The 22,142-nt window shown below is 69.1% G+C and carries 26 protein-coding genes; 14 read left to right on the top strand and 12 right to left on the bottom strand.

The genetic code is table 11. The annotated features are described in order from the left end of the window. Positions 1-38 precede the first annotated feature (38 nt). On the top strand, positions 39-2,288 hold the full coding sequence (locus HQ306_RS13640; protein WP_222631974.1) for an EAL domain-containing protein: 2,250 nt from the start codon (positions 39-41) through the stop codon (positions 2,286-2,288). On the opposite strand, the gene HQ306_RS22605 is transcribed toward HQ306_RS13640, so the two are convergent. Beyond that, positions 2,214-3,245 carry a GGDEF domain-containing protein gene (locus HQ306_RS22605; RefSeq protein ID WP_222631972.1) on the bottom strand — a complete coding sequence of 344 codons (1,032 nt, stop codon included), beginning with the start codon at positions 3,243-3,245 and terminating at the stop codon, positions 2,214-2,216. The genes HQ306_RS13640 and HQ306_RS22605 overlap by 75 nt on opposite strands. Positions 3,246-3,371: 126 nt before the next feature. Between HQ306_RS22605 and HQ306_RS13630 the strand changes: the two genes are divergently transcribed. Beyond that, positions 3,372-3,860: a PPOX class F420-dependent oxidoreductase gene (locus HQ306_RS13630; protein ID WP_037186134.1), complete on the top strand. Its 489-nt coding sequence runs from the start codon at positions 3,372-3,374 to the stop codon at positions 3,858-3,860. A 7-nt stretch (positions 3,861-3,867) separates the two neighbouring features. Here the strand turns inward: HQ306_RS13630 and HQ306_RS13625 are convergent, their stop codons facing one another. Next, positions 3,868-4,443, bottom strand: a complete 576-nt coding sequence (locus HQ306_RS13625) for a type 1 glutamine amidotransferase domain-containing protein (protein WP_155957057.1) — start codon at positions 4,441-4,443, stop codon at positions 3,868-3,870. Positions 4,444-4,647: 204 nt separating this feature from the next. Between HQ306_RS13625 and HQ306_RS13620 the strand changes: the two genes are divergently transcribed. Continuing rightward, complete coding sequence (locus HQ306_RS13620) at positions 4,648-4,902, top strand: hypothetical protein (protein WP_155957058.1); 255 nt, start codon at positions 4,648-4,650, stop codon at positions 4,900-4,902. Positions 4,903-4,946: 44 nt separating this feature from the next. Then, positions 4,947-5,129 carry a hypothetical protein gene (locus HQ306_RS13615; protein ID WP_222631971.1) on the top strand — a complete coding sequence of 61 codons (183 nt, stop codon included), beginning with the start codon at positions 4,947-4,949 and terminating at the stop codon, positions 5,127-5,129. A gap of 6 nt (positions 5,130-5,135) precedes the next feature. Here the strand turns inward: HQ306_RS13615 and HQ306_RS13610 are convergent, their stop codons facing one another. After that, positions 5,136-5,837, bottom strand: a complete 702-nt coding sequence (locus HQ306_RS13610) for a TetR/AcrR family transcriptional regulator (protein WP_027506322.1) — start codon at positions 5,835-5,837, stop codon at positions 5,136-5,138. A gap of 276 nt (positions 5,838-6,113) precedes the next feature. On the opposite strand from HQ306_RS13610, the gene HQ306_RS13605 reads away from it, so the two are divergent. The 4 genes from HQ306_RS13605 to HQ306_RS13590 all read left to right on the top strand — a co-directional run bounded on the left by HQ306_RS13605 (position 6,114) and on the right by HQ306_RS13590 (position 9,287). Then, a complete protein-coding gene (locus tag HQ306_RS13605; protein ID WP_027506323.1) occupies positions 6,114-7,385 on the top strand; it encodes a DUF445 domain-containing protein in 1,272 nt (423 codons plus the stop codon). A 207-nt stretch (positions 7,386-7,592) separates the two neighbouring features. Further along, a complete protein-coding gene (locus HQ306_RS13600) occupies positions 7,593-8,060 on the top strand; it encodes a helix-turn-helix domain-containing protein (RefSeq protein WP_037186255.1) in 468 nt (155 codons plus the stop codon). Beyond that, on the top strand, positions 8,057-8,926 hold the full coding sequence (locus HQ306_RS13595; RefSeq protein WP_056441562.1) for a heparin-binding hemagglutinin: 870 nt from the start codon (positions 8,057-8,059) through the stop codon (positions 8,924-8,926). Before HQ306_RS13600 ends, HQ306_RS13595 begins: the two co-directional genes overlap by 4 nt. Positions 8,927-8,993: 67 nt before the next feature. After that, on the top strand, positions 8,994-9,287 hold the full coding sequence (locus tag HQ306_RS13590; protein WP_027506325.1) for a DUF2516 family protein: 294 nt from the start codon (positions 8,994-8,996) through the stop codon (positions 9,285-9,287). Here HQ306_RS13590 and HQ306_RS13585 read toward each other — a convergent pair whose 3' ends face one another. The 3 genes from HQ306_RS13585 to HQ306_RS13575 form a co-directional block, all read right to left on the bottom strand. Next, positions 9,288-10,544 carry an Nramp family divalent metal transporter gene (locus tag HQ306_RS13585; RefSeq protein WP_222631969.1) on the bottom strand — a complete coding sequence of 419 codons (1,257 nt, stop codon included), beginning with the start codon at positions 10,542-10,544 and terminating at the stop codon, positions 9,288-9,290. Between the two features lie 68 nt (positions 10,545-10,612). Beyond that, positions 10,613-10,825 (bottom strand): helix-turn-helix transcriptional regulator, encoded by a 213-nt coding sequence (locus HQ306_RS13580; protein ID WP_027506327.1) that lies wholly within the window; start codon positions 10,823-10,825, stop codon positions 10,613-10,615. Beyond that, entirely contained in the window at positions 10,825-11,304 is a 480-nt protein-coding gene (locus tag HQ306_RS13575) for a DUF2975 domain-containing protein (RefSeq protein WP_222631967.1), read from the bottom strand. Before HQ306_RS13575 ends, HQ306_RS13580 begins: the two co-directional genes overlap by 1 nt. A gap of 76 nt (positions 11,305-11,380) precedes the next feature. Between HQ306_RS13575 and HQ306_RS13570 the strand changes: the two genes are divergently transcribed. The 3 genes from HQ306_RS13570 to HQ306_RS13560 are packed head-to-tail and all read left to right on the top strand — an operon-like array spanning position 11,381 to position 13,913. Next, entirely contained in the window at positions 11,381-12,310 is a 930-nt protein-coding gene (locus HQ306_RS13570; protein ID WP_308115354.1) for a MerR family transcriptional regulator, read from the top strand. Then, on the top strand, positions 12,307-13,323 hold the full coding sequence (locus HQ306_RS13565) for an alpha/beta fold hydrolase (RefSeq protein WP_261769887.1): 1,017 nt from the start codon (positions 12,307-12,309) through the stop codon (positions 13,321-13,323). Before HQ306_RS13570 ends, HQ306_RS13565 begins: the two co-directional genes overlap by 4 nt. Then, positions 13,320-13,913: a bifunctional 2-polyprenyl-6-hydroxyphenol methylase/3-demethylubiquinol 3-O-methyltransferase UbiG gene (locus HQ306_RS13560; protein ID WP_222631965.1), complete on the top strand. Its 594-nt coding sequence runs from the start codon at positions 13,320-13,322 to the stop codon at positions 13,911-13,913. Before HQ306_RS13565 ends, HQ306_RS13560 begins: the two co-directional genes overlap by 4 nt. Before the next feature lie 13 nt (positions 13,914-13,926). Here HQ306_RS13560 and purU read toward each other — a convergent pair whose 3' ends face one another. Beyond that, positions 13,927-14,817, bottom strand: coding sequence for a formyltetrahydrofolate deformylase (gene purU, locus HQ306_RS13555; RefSeq protein ID WP_027506331.1), 891 nt, complete (start codon positions 14,815-14,817; stop codon positions 13,927-13,929). Positions 14,818-14,892: 75 nt separating this feature from the next. Here purU and deoC point away from each other — a divergent pair, with 75 nt between their 5' ends. After that, positions 14,893-15,570 (top strand): deoxyribose-phosphate aldolase, encoded by a 678-nt coding sequence (gene deoC, locus HQ306_RS13550; protein ID WP_222631963.1) that lies wholly within the window; start codon positions 14,893-14,895, stop codon positions 15,568-15,570. 18 nt (positions 15,571-15,588) lie between these two features. Here the strand turns inward: deoC and HQ306_RS13545 are convergent, their stop codons facing one another. Next, on the bottom strand, positions 15,589-16,326 hold the full coding sequence (locus tag HQ306_RS13545; protein WP_027506333.1) for a DUF2993 domain-containing protein: 738 nt from the start codon (positions 16,324-16,326) through the stop codon (positions 15,589-15,591). Positions 16,327-16,440: 114 nt separating this feature from the next. Here HQ306_RS13545 and HQ306_RS13540 point away from each other — a divergent pair, with 114 nt between their 5' ends. Continuing rightward, a complete protein-coding gene (locus tag HQ306_RS13540; protein ID WP_222631959.1) occupies positions 16,441-17,016 on the top strand; it encodes a hypothetical protein in 576 nt (191 codons plus the stop codon). Positions 17,017-17,031: 15 nt separating this feature from the next. Next, entirely contained in the window at positions 17,032-19,104 is a 2,073-nt protein-coding gene (gene pabB / locus HQ306_RS13535) for an aminodeoxychorismate synthase component I (protein ID WP_222631957.1), read from the top strand. On the opposite strand, the gene HQ306_RS13530 is transcribed toward pabB, so the two are convergent. The 4 genes from HQ306_RS13530 to HQ306_RS13515 are packed head-to-tail and all read right to left on the bottom strand — an operon-like array spanning position 19,063 to position 22,107. After that, positions 19,063-19,854, bottom strand: coding sequence for a class I SAM-dependent methyltransferase (locus tag HQ306_RS13530; RefSeq protein WP_373428253.1), 792 nt, complete (start codon positions 19,852-19,854; stop codon positions 19,063-19,065). The two genes, pabB and HQ306_RS13530, sit on opposite strands and share 42 nt — an antisense overlap. A gap of 54 nt (positions 19,855-19,908) precedes the next feature. Beyond that, positions 19,909-20,412: a DUF2505 domain-containing protein gene (locus HQ306_RS13525; protein WP_027506337.1), complete on the bottom strand. Its 504-nt coding sequence runs from the start codon at positions 20,410-20,412 to the stop codon at positions 19,909-19,911. A 22-nt stretch (positions 20,413-20,434) separates the two neighbouring features. Beyond that, complete coding sequence (locus HQ306_RS13520) at positions 20,435-20,953, bottom strand: DUF2505 domain-containing protein (protein ID WP_056441577.1); 519 nt, start codon at positions 20,951-20,953, stop codon at positions 20,435-20,437. Between the two features lie 44 nt (positions 20,954-20,997). Then, positions 20,998-22,107: a beta-mannosidase gene (locus HQ306_RS13515; protein WP_261769886.1), complete on the bottom strand. Its 1,110-nt coding sequence runs from the start codon at positions 22,105-22,107 to the stop codon at positions 20,998-21,000. Between the last annotated feature and the right edge of the window lie 35 nt (positions 22,108-22,142).

Below are 22,142 nucleotides of genomic sequence, written 5' to 3'. Positions count from 1 at the left end.
TTGCTGGGGGCGGAAACGGGTCTGGGGGCGGAGACGTGGTGACGGGAAGCCTGAACTCGGGTGGCCTGAACTCTGGTGGTTCGGACTCGGGCGACGCCGGCGACAGGCGCACCGTTCTGGCAGCGCTGACGGCGATCTCCGAGTCGTCCCAGGACGGTGTCGTGGTCTTCGATCGCAACACCTCCGTGCGGTACGCCAATGCCGCCGCCCGCACCATCCTCGAGTTCCCGGCCCACGAGAACCCGTCCGCGCGAGACCTCGTCGCGGACACGGCCGCCTCGACACTCGACCTCATTCTCGCCGAGCTGAATGCCACGGGAGCCTGGACCGGTCGGGTCGCGGTGGGAACTCCGGCCCGACCGATCCTGGTGTCCGCCTGGGTACTCGGGCCCACCGACGGCCACGAGGTCGTGGTCGCGACACTCGTGGACGGCTCCGAGCGGCAGGAGCGCGAGGAGGAGCTCGTCGACGCCCTCACCGCCGTCCGCCGCCGAGCGCGCGAGCAGCGCATCGTCGCCGGGCTCAACCGTGCGGCGCTCACCGGATCCTTCGACGACCTCGTGGCCACCGCTCTGCAGTCCATCGTGGACCTTGTCGGTGCCACGCACGCCGTGGTGTTCCGCCGACGCGGTGCGGACCGCCTGGCCGTCCACGCGGCCACCTTCGAGCCGCCGGACGAGGAGACCCTGCCCTCGGGCACCGCGACGCTGGCCGGCTACGCGCTCGAGCGCGAGGAGGTGATCGTGTGCGCGGACACCCGCGACGAGACCCGCTTCGACGTCACCCTGCTCGAGGACCACGACCTCCGCAGCGGTATCGCGGCTCCCGTCCGCGGGGGCGACGGCACGTGGGGTGTCCTCGTCGTCTATCGCACCGAGCCGCACACGCCGTCGGCCGACACGTTGTCCTTCGTCGTCACGGTGGCCGCGGTGCTGGCGTCCGCTGTGCGCCGGTCCGACCTCGAACGCGAGCTGCGATACCGCAGCCTGCACGACCCGCTGACGCAGTTGGCGAATCGCACGCTCGCGTACCAACGCATCGATTCCGCGCTCGGAGTCTCGCGCGAGGACGGGACGCTCACCGCGGTGATCCTGGTGGACCTCCACGACTTCCGCACCATCAACGACAGCTTCGGCCACGGGGCGGGGGACGCGGTGCTCACGGCGGTGGCGCCGATGCTCACCCGCACCGTCAGGCCCTCCGACACCGTCGCCCGCTTCGGCGGCGACGAGTTCCTGCTCGTGTGCCCGGGCCTGCGCAGCACCTTCGACGCCATCGGCGTCGCCCAGGGTGTGCTGGCCATGTTCCGCCGTCCGCTCACCATCGGGAACCGGACGACGACAGTCACCGCCTGCATGGGCATCTCGGTCGGTTACGGCGAGCACACCGCCGCGGAGATGGTCCGCCAGGCGGACGTCGCCATGGGCGGCGCGAAGAAGGAGGGGCCGGGGAGCTACGAGCTGTACGACAAGGTGCAGGGCGGAGAAGCGTTGCGGCGCTTGACCATCGCCTCGGAGCTCCGGTCCGCGATCGAGAACGACGACCTCGACGTGGCGTACCAACCCGTGTTCGACATCCGATCCGGACGCATGACCGGGGTCGAGGCGCTCGCGCGGTGGACCACGTCGAGTCTCGGCGTCGTCGGGCCCGACGAGTTCGTTCCCGCCGCCGAACGCGCGGGCCTGATCGGGCCGCTCGGCAGCTGGGTGCTGCGCCGGGCGTGCACCGAGGCCGCGCGCTGGCAGACCGGTGATCCGGTGGAACTTCGCGTCAACGTCAGTCCGCTGCAGCTTCGTCAGCGCACGTTCGCGTCGTCCCTCGCCGACACGCTCGAGCGCACCGGTCTCGCCCCGGATCTGCTGGGCATCGAGATCACCGAGACCCTGTGGCTCGAGGACACGTCCGCCGTGAAGAACAACCTCGACGAGCTGCACCGGATGGGCATCAAGATCCTGCTGGACGACTTCGGTGTCGGCCACAGCTCGCTGGACTACCTGACGCGCTTCCCGATCCTCGACGCCATCAAGATCGATCGATCGTTCGTCGCCGACCTGCCGACCGAGCAGTCGGAGGCGGTCATCCGCGCCGTCGTGTCGGTGGCCGACGCGTTCGGTCTCGACGTGGTGGGCGAGGGCGTGGAGACCACGGCCCAACTCGACAGCCTCGTCCGGTGCGGATGCGGGTACGCCCAGGGCTACCTGATGGCGCGACCACTACCGCCGGGCGACGTGACCGCCCTGGTGGCGTCCGGGGGTCGGATGAATGTCGATGCCGGACCTGCTCGGTGACCGACGCTTCGACACGTACATGTTCTCGTCCGCGAGCGACCACGACGCGGTGATGCTGCCGGCCTCGGTGACCGTGCTCCAGCCGACCGACATCGGCACGTCCGCCGCGTGGGCGGAGGACCCCAGGGCCGTGAGCATGCCGTCGACGTCGGTGGCGTCGCGGTCGAACACCAGGACTCCGAACTCGTCGCCGCCGAGACGGGCCACGACGTCCGACTCGTGAGCCCACGCCCGCAGCAGTTCGGCGGCGCGTCGGATCACCCGGTCTCCCGCGGCATGGCCGTGCCGGTCGTTCACCTGCTTCATCCCGTCGAGGTCGACGACCACCACGGCGCCGGGGTCGGCGAAGCGAGTCCAGCGCGCGTCCTCGGGCTCGAGCACCCGGTTCCATCCCCGCCTGTTGAAGAGTCCGGTGAGGGGGTCGGTCTCCGCCTCGCGCCGAGCCAGTTCGGCGGACCGCTCCGCGACCGCGCGGGCGTGGTCGGTCTCGAACACCGTGGTGAGCAGCCCGGACAGGAGATCGAGCAGCGCGGTCATGCCGGCGGGCAGCGGCCCGCTGATCGGCCGCGAGCCGAAACCGCACATCGTGCCGAACAGCGAGCCGTCCGCCCGCCGGATGGGCACACCGATGTACGACCGGACCGGGTCGTGCCCGGGAACGCCGATGCGCGGGATGCCCGCGTCGTCGAGGTCCTCCACGACGGACGGGATCTCGCCCTCGGTCATCGAATGGCACAGCGACTCGTTCCACCCCACGACGAGGCCGGTGTCGATCCCCAGGCCGTTGGTGTTGGTGCGCAGGAAGATCTGCTTGTCGTCGACGACGCGCGAGACGGCCCAGGCCGTGGCGGGAAGGATGCTGTCGAGATACGCGACGACGGCCGCGCCCGCGGCGTCGAAGGTGGAGAGCGCGGAGGGCGGCGGTGCGATCGAGGGGGGACGAGGTGGAACGGTCACGGTCTGTCCTGAGGGCGGAAGGTCGACCGCGGCACCCCCGGAACCGCGTGGCCGGTGAGTCCGGACCGAGTGTCGTCTGTCGGCACCGATTCTAGCCCCCGGCGGGCGAGCACCTACCCTCGAATCATGGCACCGACGTACGCAACAGCCGACCGAGTCGATCTCGATGCCCTGCATCGCTTCGTCGCCGAGCGGCATCACGCCACCCTGGTCACCACGAAGCAGTCCGGTGGACTGCAGATCTCACCCGTGACCTGCGGGCTCGACGCGCAGGGGCGCATCGTCGTCTCGACGTACCCGCAGCGCGCGAAGACCGTGAACATCCGTCGGTCCTCGGCCGTCACGCTCTGCATCCACTCCGACGACTGGAACGGCCCCTACGTGCAGATCGACGGCACCGCGGAGGTCATCGACCTGCCCGACTCCGTCGAGCCGCTCGTGGACTACTACCGGGCGATCGCGGGCGAGCACCCCGACTGGGACGAGTACCGGCAGGCGATGGTGACGCAGGGCAAGTCGATCATCCGGATCGCCATCGACACGTGGGGACCGATCGCGACCGGCGGATTCCCGCCGCCCGCGCAGGATCAGCCGGCCGACGAGTCGAACGGCTGACCCCGGCTCACTCGGCCGCGTCGAGAGCGGTGACGGCCTGGACCACGGCCTCGCAGAACGCGGGGATGTCGTCCGGGTTGCGGCTGGAGATCAGGTTGCCGTCCACGACGACCTCCTCGTCCACCACCGTGCCGCCGGCGTTCCTGATGTCGGTACGCACGCTCGGGTACGAGGTCAGCGTGCGACCGCGTACGACGTCGGCCTCGACGAGCGTCCACGGGCCGTGGCAGATCACCCCCACCGGCTTGCCGGAGTTCACGAAGTCGCGGACGAACGACACCGCGTCGGTGTCGAGGCGCAGCGTGTCGGGGTTGGTCGTTCCACCCGGCAGGACCAGCGCGTCGAAGTCGTCGACGGAGGCCTCGGCGACCAACTGGTCGACGGCGAAGGTGTCGGCAGGTTCGGTGTCGTTCTCGAAGGCCTGGATCTCACCGTGGGTCAGCGAGAGCAGCACCGTGGTCGCTCCGGCCTGATCGAGTGCCTCGCGGGGAGCGGTGAGCTCGATCTGCTCGACACCGTCCGTCGCGAGGAACGCCACGGTGCGGCGGGCCGACCCGGAGTCGGTGTTCGGGGTGTCAGTCATCGTGAACCTCTCTCGTTCTCGCCGTGTCGCGGGACGCGATGCGGCTGTCCCGATCTACCCGGCACCCGGTGGTGGGAAACGGCACACCCTCGGCGGGTTGGATCGGCCCGGGCGCGGGTATCTGCCCTTCGACCGGATGGTGAGCACGTCCGATCGAGGCACCGCTGCGTTCACCGAGAGGTGACGCGGGAGAGGGGAACACCAGTGAGCACACCGACAGTGGACGCGGCCGGAGCGGTCGTGCCCGACACCGCCGGCGATGCCGCCGAGGCACCCGTGATGACCTGCCTCTTCGAGCACACCACGGCGGGAATCGTCCTGATGGTCGCTCTGTGCGCCGGGATGGCGGCCTTCGTGGCGGCCGCGGTGAACTCCTTCGCCCTGGGAGCCCTGGTCGGTGTCCTCATGATCGGTATGGCCGGTATGGCCGTGGTGTTGGTTCCGGTCGAGCGCCGGTAACCTCGGAACGGCCCACGCAGACTCACCGAGGGAGGGAACGACAGATGCCCGATTTCACGAGCCCGGAACTTCCCGTCGAGGACGCTCTCGAGCAGGAGCAGGACACGGTGCGGGACGACGACACCGACGCGGTCACGCCCACGGTCGCCGTGACGTACGACGCTTCCGACGCGGACCTGCTCGAGCAGAGTCGCGACGTCCCGCTCGACGACGAGCACGACCGCTAGGCGCCTCTATTCGTCGACGAGTGGGTGGTCGACCGCGTTGAAGCGTGAGGGCGAACCGCCCGCTTCCGCGACACCGTGGATGCCGCCCCACACCATCATGGTGAGGTAGTCGATGAGGTCCGCTGCCGACATCGACCGGTTCGAGATCCACCAGTGCGTGGCCAACTGGACGCCGCCCACGATCCCGTACGACCAGGGCAGCGAGCCGCCCGAGTCCATCTCCATCCGGCGTAGGCGCTCACCGAGCACCGTCGCCAGCAGTTCGGCGATCATGCGCTCCGACTCGGCGACCACGTCGCGGTTCGGCCCCGAGCTGTTCGACATCGCGTACAGGTAGACCTCGGGGTCGTCCGCGACGGTCTCCACGTACGCGGCGACCACCTGGCGGGTGAGGTTGTACTCGTCGAGCTCGACGCTGATCGCGTCGTAGATCCGCGGTGCGAGAGTCGTCTCCACATATCGCTCGAGCGTCGCGTTGGTCAGATCGTTCTTGTCGTGGAAGTAGCGGTACAGGACGGTCTTCGAGATACCGATCTCGGTGGCGATCTCGTCCATGCCGATGTTGCGGCCGCGCAGCCGGATGGCGGCGAGAGTGCCGTCCACCAGTTCCTCGCGACGGGCGATCTTGTGCTCGCGCCAGCGTCGCTTGCGGCCGTCCGGCTTGTCCGTGCGGGCGTCGGTCGCGGTGTCGTCGGAATCCGGCTTCACCGTCTCGGCCCTGGCGGAACGGGTTCGCCCGGTCTTCCGGGCCCCGGTCTCGTCGGCGTCCTGGTCGGCGGTGTCCCCGTCGCTCTTCCTCGCTGCCGATCTGCTCGCCACGCGCGTGTACTCCGTCCCGATGTCCGACTGCGCTTCTGGCGCACTCGTGTGCGGCGGCGCATGTCACGTCGCCCACTCCAACAGTAGTGCCCGGCGCCGTCGGACCCGCGTCCGGGCGAGACGTCGTCGCCGGTCGGGGCACGAGTCGCGCGCCGACCCTGCACAATGGAGTCGGTGCAGCTCATGACATTCGACGAGGACGTCAAACGACGCGACCTCCGCAAGATGAAGATCGTCGCCACCGGCTTTCTGGTGTTCGCCTCCATCGTCTATCTCTTCTGCCGGTGGCAGGAGTCCCGCGGCGCCGGCGGCTGGGTCGGTTTCGTCCGGGCGGCGTCGGAGGCGGGCATGGTCGGCGCGCTCGCCGACTGGTTCGCCGTCACCGCTCTCTTCAAGCACCCCATGGGTCTGAAGATCCCGCACACCGCGATCATCAAGCGGAAGAAGGACCAGCTCGGCACCAGCCTCGGATCGTTCGTCGGGCAGAACTTCCTCGCCGTCGACGTGGTGTCGCAGAAGGTCGAGTCCGCGCGCATCCCGCTGCGCCTCGGCACCTGGCTCGCCGACCCGGCCCACGCCGACCGTGTCGCGGAGGAGACGGCGACCGTGCTGCGCGGCTTCCTCGACGTGCTCGACGACGAGGACATCCAGCAGGTCATCGACAACACCATCGTCAAGCGCCTCGGTGATCCGCAGTGGGGGCCGCCGATCGGACGCGTCCTGGGCTCGCTGCTCGAGGACAACCGGCAGAAGCCACTGATCGACCTGCTCGCCGAGCGCGCGCACGAATGGGCCCAGAACAGCCTGCCGACCATCGACCGGATCGTGTCGAGGGACTCTCCGTCCTGGTCGCCGAAGTTCGTCGATGTGCTTCTCGGAGAACGCATCCACCGCGAACTCGTGGAGTTCACGTGGAAGGTCCGGTCGAACCCGCAGCACGAGTTGCGGCTCGCGGCCGACAAGTTCCTCACCGACTTCGCCGACGACCTGCAGAACGACCCCGACACCATCGCCAAGGCCGAGTCGATCAAGTCGGAGATCATGGGCCGCGACGAGGTCACCGGCCTCGCGGCGGCATCGTGGAAGGTGGCCAAGCGGCTCATCGTCGACTCGGTGGACGACCCGAAGAGCACCCTGCGCGCCAAGATCAGCGAGAACGTGCAGAAGTTCGGGCTCCGCCTGCGCGACGACGACGCGATGCGCGGCAAGGCGGACGGTTGGCTGATGGCCGGCGTGCGCTACATCGTCGAGAACTACACCGACGAGATCACCACCGTCATCACCGACACCGTCGCCCGATGGGACGCCGACGAGGCCAGCCGCAAGATCGAGCTGCAGGTGGGACGGGACCTGCAGTTCATCCGCATCAACGGCACTGTGGTCGGCTCGCTCGCGGGTCTGGCGATCTACTCGATCTCGCACCTGTTGTTCGGGTAGCCGCCGCGGCCGTGCACGGGGTGCGTGAGGTGCCCACCCCTTTCCGCCGACTGGTCGGGGTGCGCAGCGCCGAGCAGGGTGTGTGGCTGGTCGACACCACCACCGCGTGCCCTGGGGTGTGGGTGCTAGCACAGTGCTTGCAATTGCTAGCACCCTTGGTTATCGTCGTTGGCGAGGCGCATTCGACATCAGTCAGGAGTGTTCGAGATGGCATCCGAGGAGAAGGAAGGCGACGACACCACAGTGGTGTCGGCAGCCGGAGATCTCGCCGCCCGCGTCGTCAGCACGGCGACACAGGACATCGGGAGTTTCATTCGGGCACAGCGAGAGTCGGCCCAGGTGTCCCTGCGGCAACTCGCACTCTCCGCCGGCGTCAGCAATCCCTACCTCAGCCAGATCGAGCGGGGCCTGCGCAAGCCGTCGGCAGAGGTTCTGAGTCAGATCGCCAAGGGTCTTCGTGTGTCCTCGGAGGTCCTGTACGTGCAAGCCGGTCTGCTCGAGGAACGGCCGCACAGTCCCATCATCGACGCGGTGCACGGTGACGACTCCATCACGGAGCGTCAGAAGCAGGTGCTCCTCGAGATCTACTACTCGTTCCGCCGCGAGAACGAGACCGGCACCCCCACGCTGCGATCAGAGATCAACCACGAAACGACATCAGGAGATCACACATGACCGACCCGAAGTTCGACACCGTCAAGACCCCGCTGTTCGCCGCCGTCGGCGCCGGTGACGCCGTGGTCCAGGCCGTGGCCGACGTCGTCGCCCAGGTCCGCCACCGCGCCGAGAGCACGCAGGCCGACGTCAACGACCGCGTCGACACCGCCCGCGCCCGCCTCGCCGACCTGCAGGAAGACGTCACCGAGAGCGTCGAGACGCTCCGCGGACGCCTGAACGCGCTGCCGCAGGAGCTGCCGGACGAGATCGCCGATCTCCGCGAGCGTTTCACCCCCGAGGAGCTCCGCAAGGTCGCCGAGGCCTACCTCAAGGTGGCGTCGGACCTCTACACCGCACTCGCCGAGCGCGGCGAGGAGACGGTCGAGCGCATCCGCAAGAACCCGGCGGTCGAGGACGGTCTCGAGCGCGCCAACGCCGTCGCCAACGACGCTGTCGACCTCACCGAGCAGACCCTCGGCACCGTCGCCTCGCAGACCCGCGCCGTCGGTGAGCGCGCCGCAGCCCTCGCGGGCCGCGCGTCCGATCGTGTGCAGGAAGGTGCCGACGAGGCCACCGACGCGATCAAGGAAGGCGCCGAGGACGCCGTCGACAATGTCGACGAGGCTGCCGACGAGCTGAGCGAGAAGATCGACGAGCTCGGCCAGAAGGCGAAGACCGCAGGCCAGAAGGCGTCGGATCGCGCCTCGGGTGCAGCCGGCACGGTCGAGGGCAAGACGCGCAACAACGCGGGCTCGCCCATCAAGAAGACCCCGGCCACGAAGTCGGCTCCCGCCAAGGCCACCCCGGCCAAGGCCTCGACTCCCGCCCCCGCCAAGAAGGCCACCCCGGCCAAGAAGGCTCCGGCCAAGAAGTCGACCAGCTAGTCGATCGCGACAATTCCGACCCCCGCGCTGACGAAGCGCGGGGGTCGGTGTCGTTTAGGATGACCGCATGCCCATGGCGTACAGCGCGACCAGCGCGATCATGAACATCCTGCAACTCATCGCTCTGGTGGGTGTGGCGTTCGCGCTCTTCCACGCCATCCGCCAGCGCCCCGACGCCTTCACCGCCGCGGACAAGCTGAACAAGCCGGGGTGGGTGGCCATTCTCGCGGTCGCGCTGCTGATCCTGCTCGTCTTCCCGGTGGTGGGCTTCGTCGGCATCATCGCCGTCGTCGCCATCGGTGTGTACCTCGTGGACGTGCGGCCCAAGGTCGACGACATCCAGCGCGGACCGCGCTGGTAGCTACCCCTGGCCGGTGACCGTGAGCCAGAGCAGCGCCGCGTTGAGCGCCACGATCAGGCCGGTGGTGACGACGGCGAGGACCACGGTGGTCCGTGAGTTGATGCGGGTGCCCATCACCGCGCTGCTGGAGGTCATCCGCACAAGCGGGATCAGCGCGAACGGAATGCACAGGCTCAGCACCACCTGACTCAGCACCAGCGCCAGCGTCGGATCGACGCCGATACCCAGGACCACCAGCGCGGGAATCAACGTGACGACGCGGCGCACCTGGATCGGGATCCGCTTCTGCAGCAGTCCCTTCATGATCTCGGCACCGGCGGCGCAGCCCACCGAGGTCGACGCGAGACCCGAGGCGAGCAGGCCGACGGCGAAGATCGCGGCGACCGCGGGCCCGAGATTGTTCTCGATGGCCGCGTGCGCGCCGTCGATGGTGTCGGTGCCCTCCTCGCCGCGGAACGCCGATGCGGCGAGCAGCAGCATGCCGATGTTGACGCTGCCGGCGATGATGAGCGCGAACGTGACGTCCCACTTGGTCGCGCGCAGCAGGCGGTCGAGCTTGCCGGAGTCCTTCTCGACGCCGTGTCGGTCGCGGGCGAGCGCGGAGTGCAGGTAGATGGCGTGCGGCATGACCGTCGCGCCCAGCATGCTGGCCGCGAGCAGGACCGATCCGGAGCCGTCGAACCCCGGTACGAGACCGCCGGCGACACCGCCCGCGTCGATGTCGGTGAACAGCAGGCCGGTGAGGAAGCCGATCGTGATGATGGCGAGCATGCCGATGACGACGAACTCGAAGGTGCGCTGACCCCGCCGTGACTGGACGGCCAGGATCACCATCGACACGACGCCGGTGATGAGACCGCCGACGAAGAGCGGAACGCCGAACAGGAGGTTGAGCGCGATGGCGCCGCCGATCACCTCGGCGAGGTCCGTCGCGATCGCCACGGCCTCGGCCTGCACCCAGAACGCCCGGCGGGGCCAGGGACGCATGCGGTCGCCGAGCATCTCCGGCAGTGATCGTCCGGAGACCAGGCCCAGCTTGGCCGAGAGGTACTGGATCAGTACCGCCATCGCATTGGCGGCCACGAGTACCCACACGAGGAGGTAGCCGTAGCGCGCGCCCGCGGTGAGATTCGCGGCGACGTTGCCCGGGTCGACGTAGGCGATGGCGGCGACGAACGCGGGGCCGAGCAGCGTGAACAGCCGGACGGGAGTGATGCCTCCGGATGTGGGTAGACGAGTTCCGATGCGGTCGACCATGACGGAAGTGTAGGGCACCCGGCGCGATCGTGTTCGCCGGGCCGTACCGATAAGTTAGGGCACCCGCATCATGTCTCGTCGTCCACCCATTCGAGCAGGTCACCCGGCTGGCACTCCAGCACCCGGCACATGGTCTCCAGGGTGCTGAACCGCACCGCGCGGGCCCGCCCGTTCTTGAGTACGGCGACGTTGGCGGGGGTCAGTCCGACGCGCTCGGCGAACTCGCCGACGCTCATCTTGCGCTTGGCCAGCTCCACGTCGATGCGGACGACGATGGGCATCAGATGACGCCCTCGAGGTCGGCGCGCAGGTCGCTCGCCTTCCGCAGCAGGGCACGCATGACCATCATCAGCAGTGCGGCGACGCCGACGATCATGCAGAGCAGGAACAGCAGGAGCACGGGCCCCGGATCGTCCGCGCGGAACCCGACGACGAGGAACACGACACCGAGCGACACACCGGCGGCCACGATCGCGCGGACGATCGCGTCGACCCACACGAACGCGGCACCGGAGAAGATGCGATCCCGGCGGACGAGAGTGAGCAGCTTCCAGGTGGCGATGACGACGATCTGCACGCACACCACCCAGAAGATGGTGAGCGCGGTGAGGGGCCATCGGAGGTACGCGGATTCCGGGTTCTCGCTGGCCATGTGCGCGAACTGTCCCGGCAGCGACATGACCTGGAACAGGACGAGCAGGGCGAACAGGCCGGCGAGGAACACCCTGAGTGTCGCGACGACGCGTCTTTCCGTGATCATGCATCGAGTATCGGTCAGGATCTATCGAAAATCAATAGGTACTGGTGCGGGAGGGCGGCAGGGTTAAGGTCTGAGGGTGCCGGACTCCCCACTCGACGATGCTCGCTCGCGTGATCCCCGGGATCTCCGCCGAGTCGGCCTGACCGAGTACCGGATCGACGACCTCGCCAGGGAAGCCGGCGTGAGCGTCCGCAACGTGCGCGTCTATCAGGACCGCGGTCTGCTGCCGCCCCCGCGCAAGGTGGGTCGGACGGGCTGGTACGACGAGTCGCACCTCGCTCGGCTGCAGATGATCTCGCGCATGCTCGACCGTGGCTACACCTTCGTCACCATCAGCGAACTCCTCACCGCGGCGCAGTACGGACTCCGCGTCGAGGACGTCCTGGGCACTGAGGATCCCGACGGCGCCGCCAACGTCGACCACCCGGCGCGGCTGACCCGCGACGAGATCGACACCATGTTCGACGGACGGATCAGCGACGACGATCTGACGCGTGCGGAAGCGCTCGACGTCTTCTCCCGCGACGGGGACGGCTACCGCATCGAGAACCCCGCCCTGGTCCGCGCGGCCAAGGTGCTGTTCGACGCGGGTCTCGCGCTGCCGGACATCCTGTCCCGCACCGAGCGCGTCCACCAGGATCTGACGAGCGTGTCCCAGCAGTTCGTGCGTCTGGTCGTCGACAGGTTCGTTCCGGGCGGCGCCGATCCGTTCACGCTCGACCCCAGCGAGCTCTCGGCCATGGCGGACCTCATCACCACCCTGCGTCCGCTGGCCAGCCGTGCCGTGCAGGCGCTCTTCTCCGAGACCATGGACGCCGAGATCGTGCACGCGATGGAGAAGGCGCTCAGCGGCGACGCCGCCACGGCGCTCAGCGGCGACGCCGCCACGGCGCTCAGCGGCGACGCCGCCACGGAGGACAGCGGCGACGCCGCCACGGCGGACACCGACGACAGTGACGGCAACGGCGCGAGCACCAGCTCGAGCAGCAGGACAGGAGACCGATGAACACTCGTGGTGCAGTGGTGACCGCTGCCGTGGCCGCGGTCGCGGTGGCCGGTGCAGCCTCGATCCGGGCGACTCGACGGGCGTCACCGCCCTCGGCGCGGATGGCGGACACCGATGTACTGCTGGCGCGTCCGGAGCTCACCCCACGGGTGCGCACGGTCGTCGCCGAGGACGGTGCCGCGCTGCACGTGCGCGAGTACGGCGACCCGGACGCCGCGCCGATCGTCCTCAGTCACGGATGGACCTGCTCCGCCGACTTCTGGGCGCCGCAGATCAACGACCTCGCCGGACGGTACCGCGTCGTCGTGTACGACCAGCGCGGGCACGGAGCCAGTGAGGTGGGGACCCGGCCACTCGGTGCCGACGTCCTGGGGGACGATCTCGCCGCGGTGCTCGACGCGACGGTCGACTCGGACGCCAAGGCCGTCGTCGCCGGACACAGCATGGGCGGCATGTCCGTGATGAGTTGGGCGGCACAGTATCCCGCGCAGGTGCGCCACTACGTGAAGGCGATACTGCTGGCCAACACGGCCACCGACAGTCTGGTCCGCGAGACCACTGTCATCCCGTTGCCACCCGGTGTCGCGCAGGTGCCGGCGCGGGTGGCGTCGAGCGTGCTCGGATCGGCACTGCCCATCCCGTCGAGTCCGTTCTCCGCTCGTGCTCTGAAGTACGTGACGATGGGCGCCGAGTCCACTCCGGCGCAGGTGGCGTTCTGCGAACGCATCGTGCGCGAGTGCTCCCCTCGAACGCGGGGCATGTGGGGATCGGCGCTGTCCGCGTTGGACATTCACGACGCGCTGGAGAACATCGACGTCCCGACGTCGGTGATCGTCGGTACTCGCGACCGCCTGACGCCGCCGGTGCACGCCCGCAAGCTCGCCGATCAACTCTCCCGCGCCGGAGTGCTGGGCCGGTTCCTCGAACTCGACGGTGTCGGACACATGAGCTCGGTGGAATCGATCGCGGAGTTCGACGCCGAGCTGGTCCGGCTGGCGGAGCTGCCGGCATGAGCGACGACACCAGAGGGGACGCCTACACCGAGCGGCTGCGCGAGCTGCAGGGTGCGCGGTGGAAACGCGTTCTGCGCGTGCAGGCTCCGTACCAGTGGAACATCCGACGCCATCTCGCTGGGCGGCGCGTTCTCGACGTCGGCTGCGGCATCGGCCGGAATCTGCGCAACCTTCCCGCGGGCAGCGTCGGTGTGGATCACAACGTCGCGTCCGTCGAGTTCTGCCGCTCGCAGGGCATGACCGCGTACACACCCGAGGAGTTCCACGCCCTCGGTGACACGGGCTTCGACGGCATGCTCATGGCCCACCTGCTCGAGCACCTGCCGCCGGGCGCGGAGGGTGAGGTGCTGACGGAGTACCTGCCGTGTCTGCAGCCGGACTCCGTCGTCATGATCGTGTGCCCACAGGAAGTCGGGTTCGCCAGCGACCCGACGCACACGAGCTGGTTGGACGCCGCCGACCTGCTCGCCCTCTGCGCTGCCGCCGGCATCGAGCGCACGACGTCCGCCTCGTTCCCGTTTCCGCGTCCGGTGGGAAAGCTGTTCGTCTACAACGAGACCGTCGTGGTGGGTCGAACCCCAGCCGGCTGATACGACCAGCCGTCTAGTCGAACACCACTGTCTTGCGGCCGTGCACCAGCACACGGTCCTCGAGGTGCCAGCGCAGTCCGCGCGCGAGCACCATCTTCTCGATGTCCCGGCCCTGACGGACCATGTCGGCGACCGCGTCCGCATGGTCGATGCGGATGACGTCCTGCTCGATGATGGGTCCGGCATCGAGCTCGGCGGTGACGAAGTGGCACGTCGCGCCGATGAGCTTGACCCCTCGTGCGAACGCCTGGTGATACGGCCGGGCGCCGACGAACGACGGCAGGAAGCTGTGGTGGATGTTGATCGCGCGCCCGGACCAGTGCTCGCACAACGACTCCGGCAGCACCTGCATGAAGCGCGCCAGCACCACCGCGTCGGGGGAGTAGCCGTCGACGAGGTCGCGGAGCGCGTCGAAGGAGGGCCCCCGCTCGCTGGGGTCCTCGGGGAACGGAACATGGTGGAACTGCACACCGTGTGCGCGCGTGACGGATTCGAGATCAGGGTGGTTTCCGATGACCGCTTCGATGGTCGCCGGCAGTTCTCCGCCGGCGGCGCGCCCGAGCAGATCGTGGAGGCAGTGTCCCTCCTTGCTCACCAGGAGCACGACCTTCTTGCGCTCTCCGGAATCGTGCAGCGACCACTCGGATTCCGGGCCGATCTCCGCGGCGACCGCCGCGAACCGTGCGCGCAGCTCGTCGACTCCGATGTCGATCGACGAGGCCGCGACGGCCTGACGGGTGAAGAACCAGCCACTGTCCGCGTCGGCGTGATAGGCGGCCTCGACGATCGAGCCCCCGAGATCGGCCAGGAAGGTCGAGATGCGCGCGACGATGCCCGTGCGGTCGGGGCAGCCCAGGGTGAGGACGTAGCGGCGAGAGTCGGAGCGTGGAGATTCGGGCGGCATGGGCGCCATTGTCTCACTGACACCCGTCCCTTCCTGACCGATCCCGACCGGCCTCCGTCTGGAAAGGTGGAGCGCATGACAACCCTCACGCGCACCGACGTCGCCCGCATGGTCGATCACACTCTGCTCAAGCCCGAGGCGACGGTCGCCGACGTCCGGGCGCTCGTCGCGGAGGCGAAGGATCTGGGCGTCCTCGCGGTCTGCGTGTCGCCGTCGATGCTCCCGGTTCGTGACACGGGTGACCTGGTGGTCGCCGCGGTGGCGGGGTTCCCGTCCGGAAAGCACCACTCGTTGATCAAGGGTTCGGAGGCGCGTCTGGCGGTGCAGCACGGGGCGCGCGAGGTCGACATGGTGATCGACGTCGGCGCCGCGGTGGAGGGTGACTTCAACGCCGTCCTGGCGGACATCATCACCGTCCGGGAGGCGATGGGCGAGAACGCCGTCCTGAAGGTGATCATCGAGTCGGCGGCGCTGCTCGCGTCGGCGGACGGTGAGCGCGCGGTGATCGAGTGCTGCCGGGCGGCGGAGCGGGCCGGCGCGAACTATGTCAAGACGTCCACGGGGTTCCATCCCGCGGGTGGAGCGTCGACGGAGGCCGTGAGTCTGATGGCCCGCACCGTCGGTGGCCGCCTGGGTGTCAAGGCGTCGGGCGGCATCCGCGATGCGGACACCGCCCGAGCGATGATCGAGGCCGGCGCCACCCGACTGGGCCTGTCCGGGACCCGCAGCGTGTTGGACGGGTTCACCGAATGACCGGACTGCGTTCGCCTCTCAGCAGGTGACCTGCTGCTGACCGCCCTGCGCGGCGGGGATCGTGTACTGGCCGCCGCTGAGGGTCATGTGGATCCCGGTGTCGGTGACCTCGAGGGCGTCCGGCGTCATGCCGAGCGGGTACGCCTGCAGGCTGTCCGTGAGCACCGAGACGACGCTGTCCGCGAGGTCGGTGGGAATGCCGATGCCGAGGATCGACGCGTCCGTGGTCTGGACCTCGATCGTGTCGCCCTGCACCACGGGCTTCACGGTGAGTTCCGCGAGTCCACCGACGATGGCGAACTTCAGCGTTCCGGCGGCGGGATCGCTGGTCACACCGGACACGACGCTGCCGACGCCCTGCTCCTGCAGGGTCGCGAGGATGCCGCCGGTCGACCACGTGACGTCGGCCGAACTGCTGCCGATCTGACCGGACGTGGTGTCCGTGGAGGTGAGGTCGACGTCGTTCACGGTCGCCTGGACCTGCATGTCCTGTGCGGGCCCGAACTTCGTGTCGTCGCTCGAGATGTCGACGGACGAGAACTTCTCGGTCGCGAGGGAGAACAGGACGGGCTGCAGGCCGAGGCCGACGTCGATCTGTGAGCCGAGTTCGCTCTCGAACTGGGTCGTGAGGCAGTTCTCGACGCGGTTGCGGGCATAGAACTCGCCGCCGACGAGTGCCGCGATGACGACGATGACCAGCACTCCGGCGATGAGAGGCACCCGGGAGCGTCGTCTGGGTGCGGTGTCGTGAGTCATGAGAGACAGTGTGGACGACATCTCTGAGGTTCCTCTGTGGACCGGCCGATCGGGTGCACGGCGACAGCGCCATTTCTCTGTGACGCGTGACACAACCACGTAGGCTCTTCGAGCATGGCGGGCGACGATGTGGCGGAACGTCTGGACGGCGTGGTCGCCGAACAGGACGGGTACTTCACCGCAGCTCACGCGCTCGATGCCGGGTATCTGCCGTCCGAGATCGAGGCGCACGTCGCCGACGGATCCTGGACGCGGGTCGAGACCGATCTGCTGCGGTTGTCGGACTGGCCGAGCCACGATCTCGAGGAGTACTCGAAGTGGTGCGTGTGGCTGGGCGCCACCGCGGTGATCTCCCACCAGAGTGCGGCCGAGTTGCACGGCATGGGCAGCCTGCACCCGCAGTTCGTCCACGTCCGGGTCAGCGGGACGGCGCGAGCGCACGACCAGCGCCTCGCGATCCATCGGGGACGCCTGACGGGCGCGGACATCGAGCTCTCCGGTGCCTTCCGTATGACCACGCCGGTCCGCACCGTGCTGGATCTCGCGGCGGGTGGCATCTCGCAGTTCACCCTCGACGAAGTGGTAGCCGACGGTCTGGTGCTCGGACGACTGGTCGTCGACGACCTCTTCGAGCAGGCTGTGGAGTGCGGTGACCGGGTGGCCGAGCGGGTGGAGACAGCGCTGCGCTGAGAGGATGTTCATCTCATGCGCACGCTGCTGATCGACAACTACGACTCGTTCACCCACAACCTGGCCCAGTACCTGGAGCAGGTGTCCGGCACCGCCCCCATCGTCGTGCACAACGACGTCCCGTGGTCCTTCCTCCCGCTGGACCGGGTGGACGCCGTCGTCGTCTCGCCAGGCCCGGGCCGCCCGAGTCGCCCGGCCGACATGGGCGTCAGCAGCAGGGTGGTCCGGGACGGTGGTCTGCCGCTTCTCGGGGTGTGTCTGGGGCATCAGGGCATCGCGGACAGCTGTGGTGGCGTCGTCGATCTGGCACCCGAGCCCATGCACGGCCGGATGTCCGACGTGCAGCACGACGGCACCGATCTCTTCGCCGGCCTGCCGTCGCCCCTGCGCGTGGTGCGGTACCACTCCCTCACCGTCACGGCCCTGCCCGACGAGCTCGAGGCGACGGCGTGGACCGACGACGGGGTGATGATGGCGCTGCGTCATCGGTCACGGCCGCTGTGGGGAGTGCAGTTCCATCCCGAGTCGATCGGCACGGAACGTGGACTGCAGGTGATCGCCAACTTTCTCGACCTCGCGCGGGACGCCCGCCCGAGCACCCACACCTCCGCGCCGACCGTGGCGCCGCGTGACCCGGTCGTGCGCGACCCCCGCTACCGGGTGCTCGTGCGCCGTCTCGACGTTCTGCCGGACCCCGAGGAGGTGGCGCGCCCACTCCGCGGACGGTCCACGTTCTGGCTCGACTCGAGCGCCGAGCTCGACGGCAGTGCCCGGTTCTCCTACCTCGGACCCGGTGACGGCCCACTGGCGGAGGACGTGTCGTACGACGTCGCCACCTCGTGCGTGACGACGACGACCGCCGACGGCACGACCGAGGAGACGGTCACGTCGTTCCTCGACCACCTCGGGGAACAGATCGCGGCGCGGGCCGTCGACCGGGTGCCCGCGGTGCCGTTCGACTTCGCACTCGGCTACGTCGGTCACCTCGGCTACGAGCTCAAGGCCGAGACGGGCGGAGCGGCGGCGCATGCGTCGCCGACGGCCGATGCGCGAATGATGTTCGCGGACAGGCTCATCGCGCTCGACCACCGCGATCGGTGCACCTATCTGCTCACCCTCACACTCGTCGGTGGCGACGACACCGCGGCGCTCGGATGGTTGGACGAGACCGCCGCGGCCGTGACCGCGCTGCCCCGTTCGGAGCGCGGTCGCCCGGCCGTGTCCGACACCCCCCTCGGCGCGCTGCCGTCGGTGATCGACACCCGGCACGACGACGGCGCGTATCGCGCGGCGATCGCGGACTGCCTGGAGCAGATCACGATGGGGGAGAGCTACGAGATCTGTCTGACCAACGAGATGAGCGTGCCGTTCGACGGCGACGCCGCCGACCTCTACCTCGCGGTGCGGCGCGCCAGTCCCGCCCCGTACGCGGCGTTCCTGCGATTCCCCGGGCTGGCGATACTCAGCGCGTCACCGGAGCGCTTCCTGCGGATCACGGCGTCGGGCGTCGTGGACTCCAAGCCCATCAAGGGAACTCGGGCTCGCGGGCGCACGCCGGCGGAGGACGCGGCCGCGCGCCTGGACCTCGCGACGAGCGAGAAGGACCGCGCCGAGAACATCATGATCGTCGATCTCGTCCGCAACGACCTGAATCAGGTGTGCGTGCCCGGGTCGGTGCACGTGCCGGTGCTCTTCGACGTGGAGAGCCACACCCATGTGCACCAACTGGTCTCGACGGTCGAGGGTCGGGTGCGCCCGGGGCTCTCGGCCGTCGACTGTGTGCGCGCGGCGTTCCCGGGCGGATCGATGACCGGCGCCCCGAAGCGCCGCACGATGGAGATCATCGACCGCCTCGAGGGCGGGCCGCGCGGCGTGTACTCCGGTGCACTGGGCTGGTTCTCGCTCACCGGCGCGGCGGACCTGTCCATCGTCATCCGGACCGTGGTGCTCGCGGACGGCCGGGCGTCGGTGGGAACGGGCGGCGCCGTCGTCTCGCTGTCCGACCCGCAGGACGAGGTGGACGAGATGCACCTCAAGGCCGACGCGCTACTGCGTGTCCTCGGCGGGAGCGACGGCCGACCACGGTAACGCGAGCACGTTGTCCCGCAGTCGTCGGCGCGGCACGGTGACCGGAAGTCCCTGCGCCGCCAGGGCTGTCAGCGCCGCACGCCACCGCACGCGGGGTCCGAACGGTGCCAGCGGCGCCGCCACGTCCCACGCCCGATCGGCCGCCCGCAGCACCTCGTGCACGCGCTCGCCCGCGACGTTGCGGTGGATCAGGACCTTCGGCAGCCGCTCCGCGATGTCCGACGGCCGCTCCACCGTGAACGGATCCCACGCGATGGTCAGACTGCGCGGTCCCGACGCGTCCACGGTGACCCACGTGGCCCGACGCCCCAGTTCGTCGCACGTGCCGTCGACGAGGAGGCCGCCGTCCGCGAGAGCGGAGGTGATGCGTGCCCACGCACCCGGTACCGCGTCCTCGGGATACTGACGCAGCACGTTGAACGCGCGCACCAGGTGTGGCCGCAGTCCTGCGAGTTCGAAGCCGCCGCGGCGGAAGGAGACACCGTCCCGATCGGGGACGACGCGGGACGGCTCGATCTCCAGCCCGACGACGGCGACGTCCGCACGGACGGTGCGCAGTCGCGCGGCCAACTCCAGAGTGGTGACCGGACTGGCGCCGTAGCCCAGGTCGACGACCAGGGGACGCGTCGCGCCGCGGAGCAACGCTCGGACGTCGGGATCGTGCACCAGCCGGCGATCACTGCGCCGCAACCGGTTGATGTTGGTCGTCCCTCGAGTGACCACACCCTCGGGACCGATCCGGGAGATCACAGTGCCCAGCAGTTCGTTCCGCTCATCCCGACCGGCCTCCGGCCTACCCGCCGGTCAGGCGTTCTTCGTGAGCCAGTCGTGCGTGACCTCGCCCTCGCCCCGCCACAGATCGACGAGGTTGACGAGCATCAACTGTTCGAGCTTTCCGCCGATGAAGGGGATGTACACCTTGGCCTCGGACGTGGTGCGCAACGTGGAGCCGGCCTCGGTGGCGAAGAGGGACGTCGTGCCGGTGAGGCTGCCCGGGCCGGCGGGAATCGACGCGTCGTACTTCCCGGCGGTGGTCTCCGAGTACGCGTCGTGATGGATGTTGCGGGTGATGACCATGTCCTTCTTCATCACCGCCTGCGCGACGTCGGGCAGCGTGTCGCGCGGAATGATGTGCCGCATGACCACGTCGACACCGTCCGCCGTGACCTCGAAGCGCGTGAGCTCGTTCTCCGAGTACTTGCGCAGCTCCTCGATCACCGCGTCCCAGTAGTCACGCGTCGTCAGCGCCCCGTACACCTGCTCTGTGGTGAACGGGAGACGAGCCGAGTAGTTCATGCGACGTGCCATGGTCGATGAGGTTACCGGTGAGTCAGAGGTGCTCCGGCGCCCAGGTGTCGGTGAACTCCTGCTCGGCGTCGATCAGCGCGAGAACCTGCTCGATGACCGCCTGCTCGATCTTGCCGCCGAAGATCGGCACCTTGACCTCGGCCTGACCCGTCGCCGTCAGGCTCGATGCGGAGCCCTTCGAGCGCAGTGCCAGGGTGCCCGTGATGGACGCCGGGGCGCCCTCGACCTTGGCCTCGAAGGTGCCCGAGGCGCCCTGCGCGTCGAGGGAACCCCACGACTCGGTCCGGTGGATGATCAGATCGCCCGGGCGGATGCTGGTGATGGCGCCGGGCAGGAACTCCTCCGCGATGGCCTGGGTCATCGACACCGACACCGTGCGGCTGTCCGCGTCGTCGCCCGCGACGGTCACGTCGTTCAGCTGTGCCTTGGGGCCGCCGACGGCCTCGAGCCGATCGGTCCAGTACTGCTCGGTGGTGAGGGCGGCGTGGACGTCGGACGCGGCGAGCGTGGACGGGACCGTGTGATCGAACCTGCGTGGCATGAGCTGAGATTAGCCTGTTGCGCGTCTGCCGAACCCCGTGCGGGTCACCCGGAACCGAGGCGCGCGACCGTCGACCACAGCGGATCGTCGTAGCCGATGTCGAAGGTGCAGTCATCGGGGCGTGGATCGGGGACGAACGCCCAGAGCAGGAACCCGGCGGTGCCCGCGGCGCGCTGACCGACCACTTTGGTCTCGATGTTCTCCGCCCGGTGATCGAGCGAAGCGCAGGGACCGGCGTTCTGCCCTATCTCTCCCATCAGCAGCGGCTTCCCCACCTCGGACGCCTGTGCGAGACGGCGCTCGAGCCCGTTCCACCGGTCGCCGGGAAGCGGCACGCCGTCTGCGCCGTAGTCGTGGTACTGCACGATGTCGACGTACGGGGACGCGGCGATGTCGCGGTACTCGTCGCCCTGCGTTCCGCACTGCCCGCCGCCGGTGAGGCCGGCCGTGATCGGTGTGGAGGCGTCCAGTGAGCGGACGAGCGCGCCGGTGTCGTCGACGAAGTGGCGCAGCACCGATGCCGCGTCGGTGGGGCACGTCCTGTCGGTCCAGTCGCAGGTCGCGCCGCACACGCCCGGTTCGGGTTCGCCCACCACCTCCCACGCGGCGAGCGCCGAGTCTCCGCGCCACCGGGTGACCGCTCTCGCCACCCAGTCCTCGAAGCTGACGAGAGCACGCGCGTCGGCGACGTCCCGCCATCCTTCCGCGTACCAGTAGCGGTCCTTGAACTGTTCGTCCTCGCACGCGCCGTCCTGGGCGGCGAGCACCGGTACCACCAACTGACCGTGCGTCCGGGCGGCCTCCATGACCGCATCCATCGGCGCGAAGTTCAGGGTGCCCGTGGTGCGGTCGATCGCGAGCGCCTGGAAGGCGTCGAATCGAGTGATGGAGCGGGGCGGCAGGGCGGCGAAGTACCGGTCGAGATCGACCATCGCGCCGCAGCCCTCGTTGATCGACCAGTCCGTCGCCAGTTGGTAGGCGTTGAACCCCGAGGGCCACCAGGGTCTGCCGTCCAGGGTGAGGCCGTCCGCGGACGCGGCGACGCGGGCCGGGACCTCCGGCGGTGCGGCGACGGAAGGAACGGCCTGCGTGCAGCTCGTCACGAGCAGAACCACGACGACGGCTGCGCGCAGCACGGAGGCTGCGAACGACATTGCGTCACTGTATCTCCGGACATGCCCACGGAAAG

Origin of the sequence: Rhodococcus sp. BP-160 (assembly GCF_019836205.1) — a bacterium.
In the GTDB taxonomy this organism is placed as follows: Bacteria; Actinomycetota; Actinomycetes; order Mycobacteriales; family Mycobacteriaceae; genus Rhodococcoides.
This window is presented reverse-complemented; position numbering and strand designations above follow the sequence as displayed.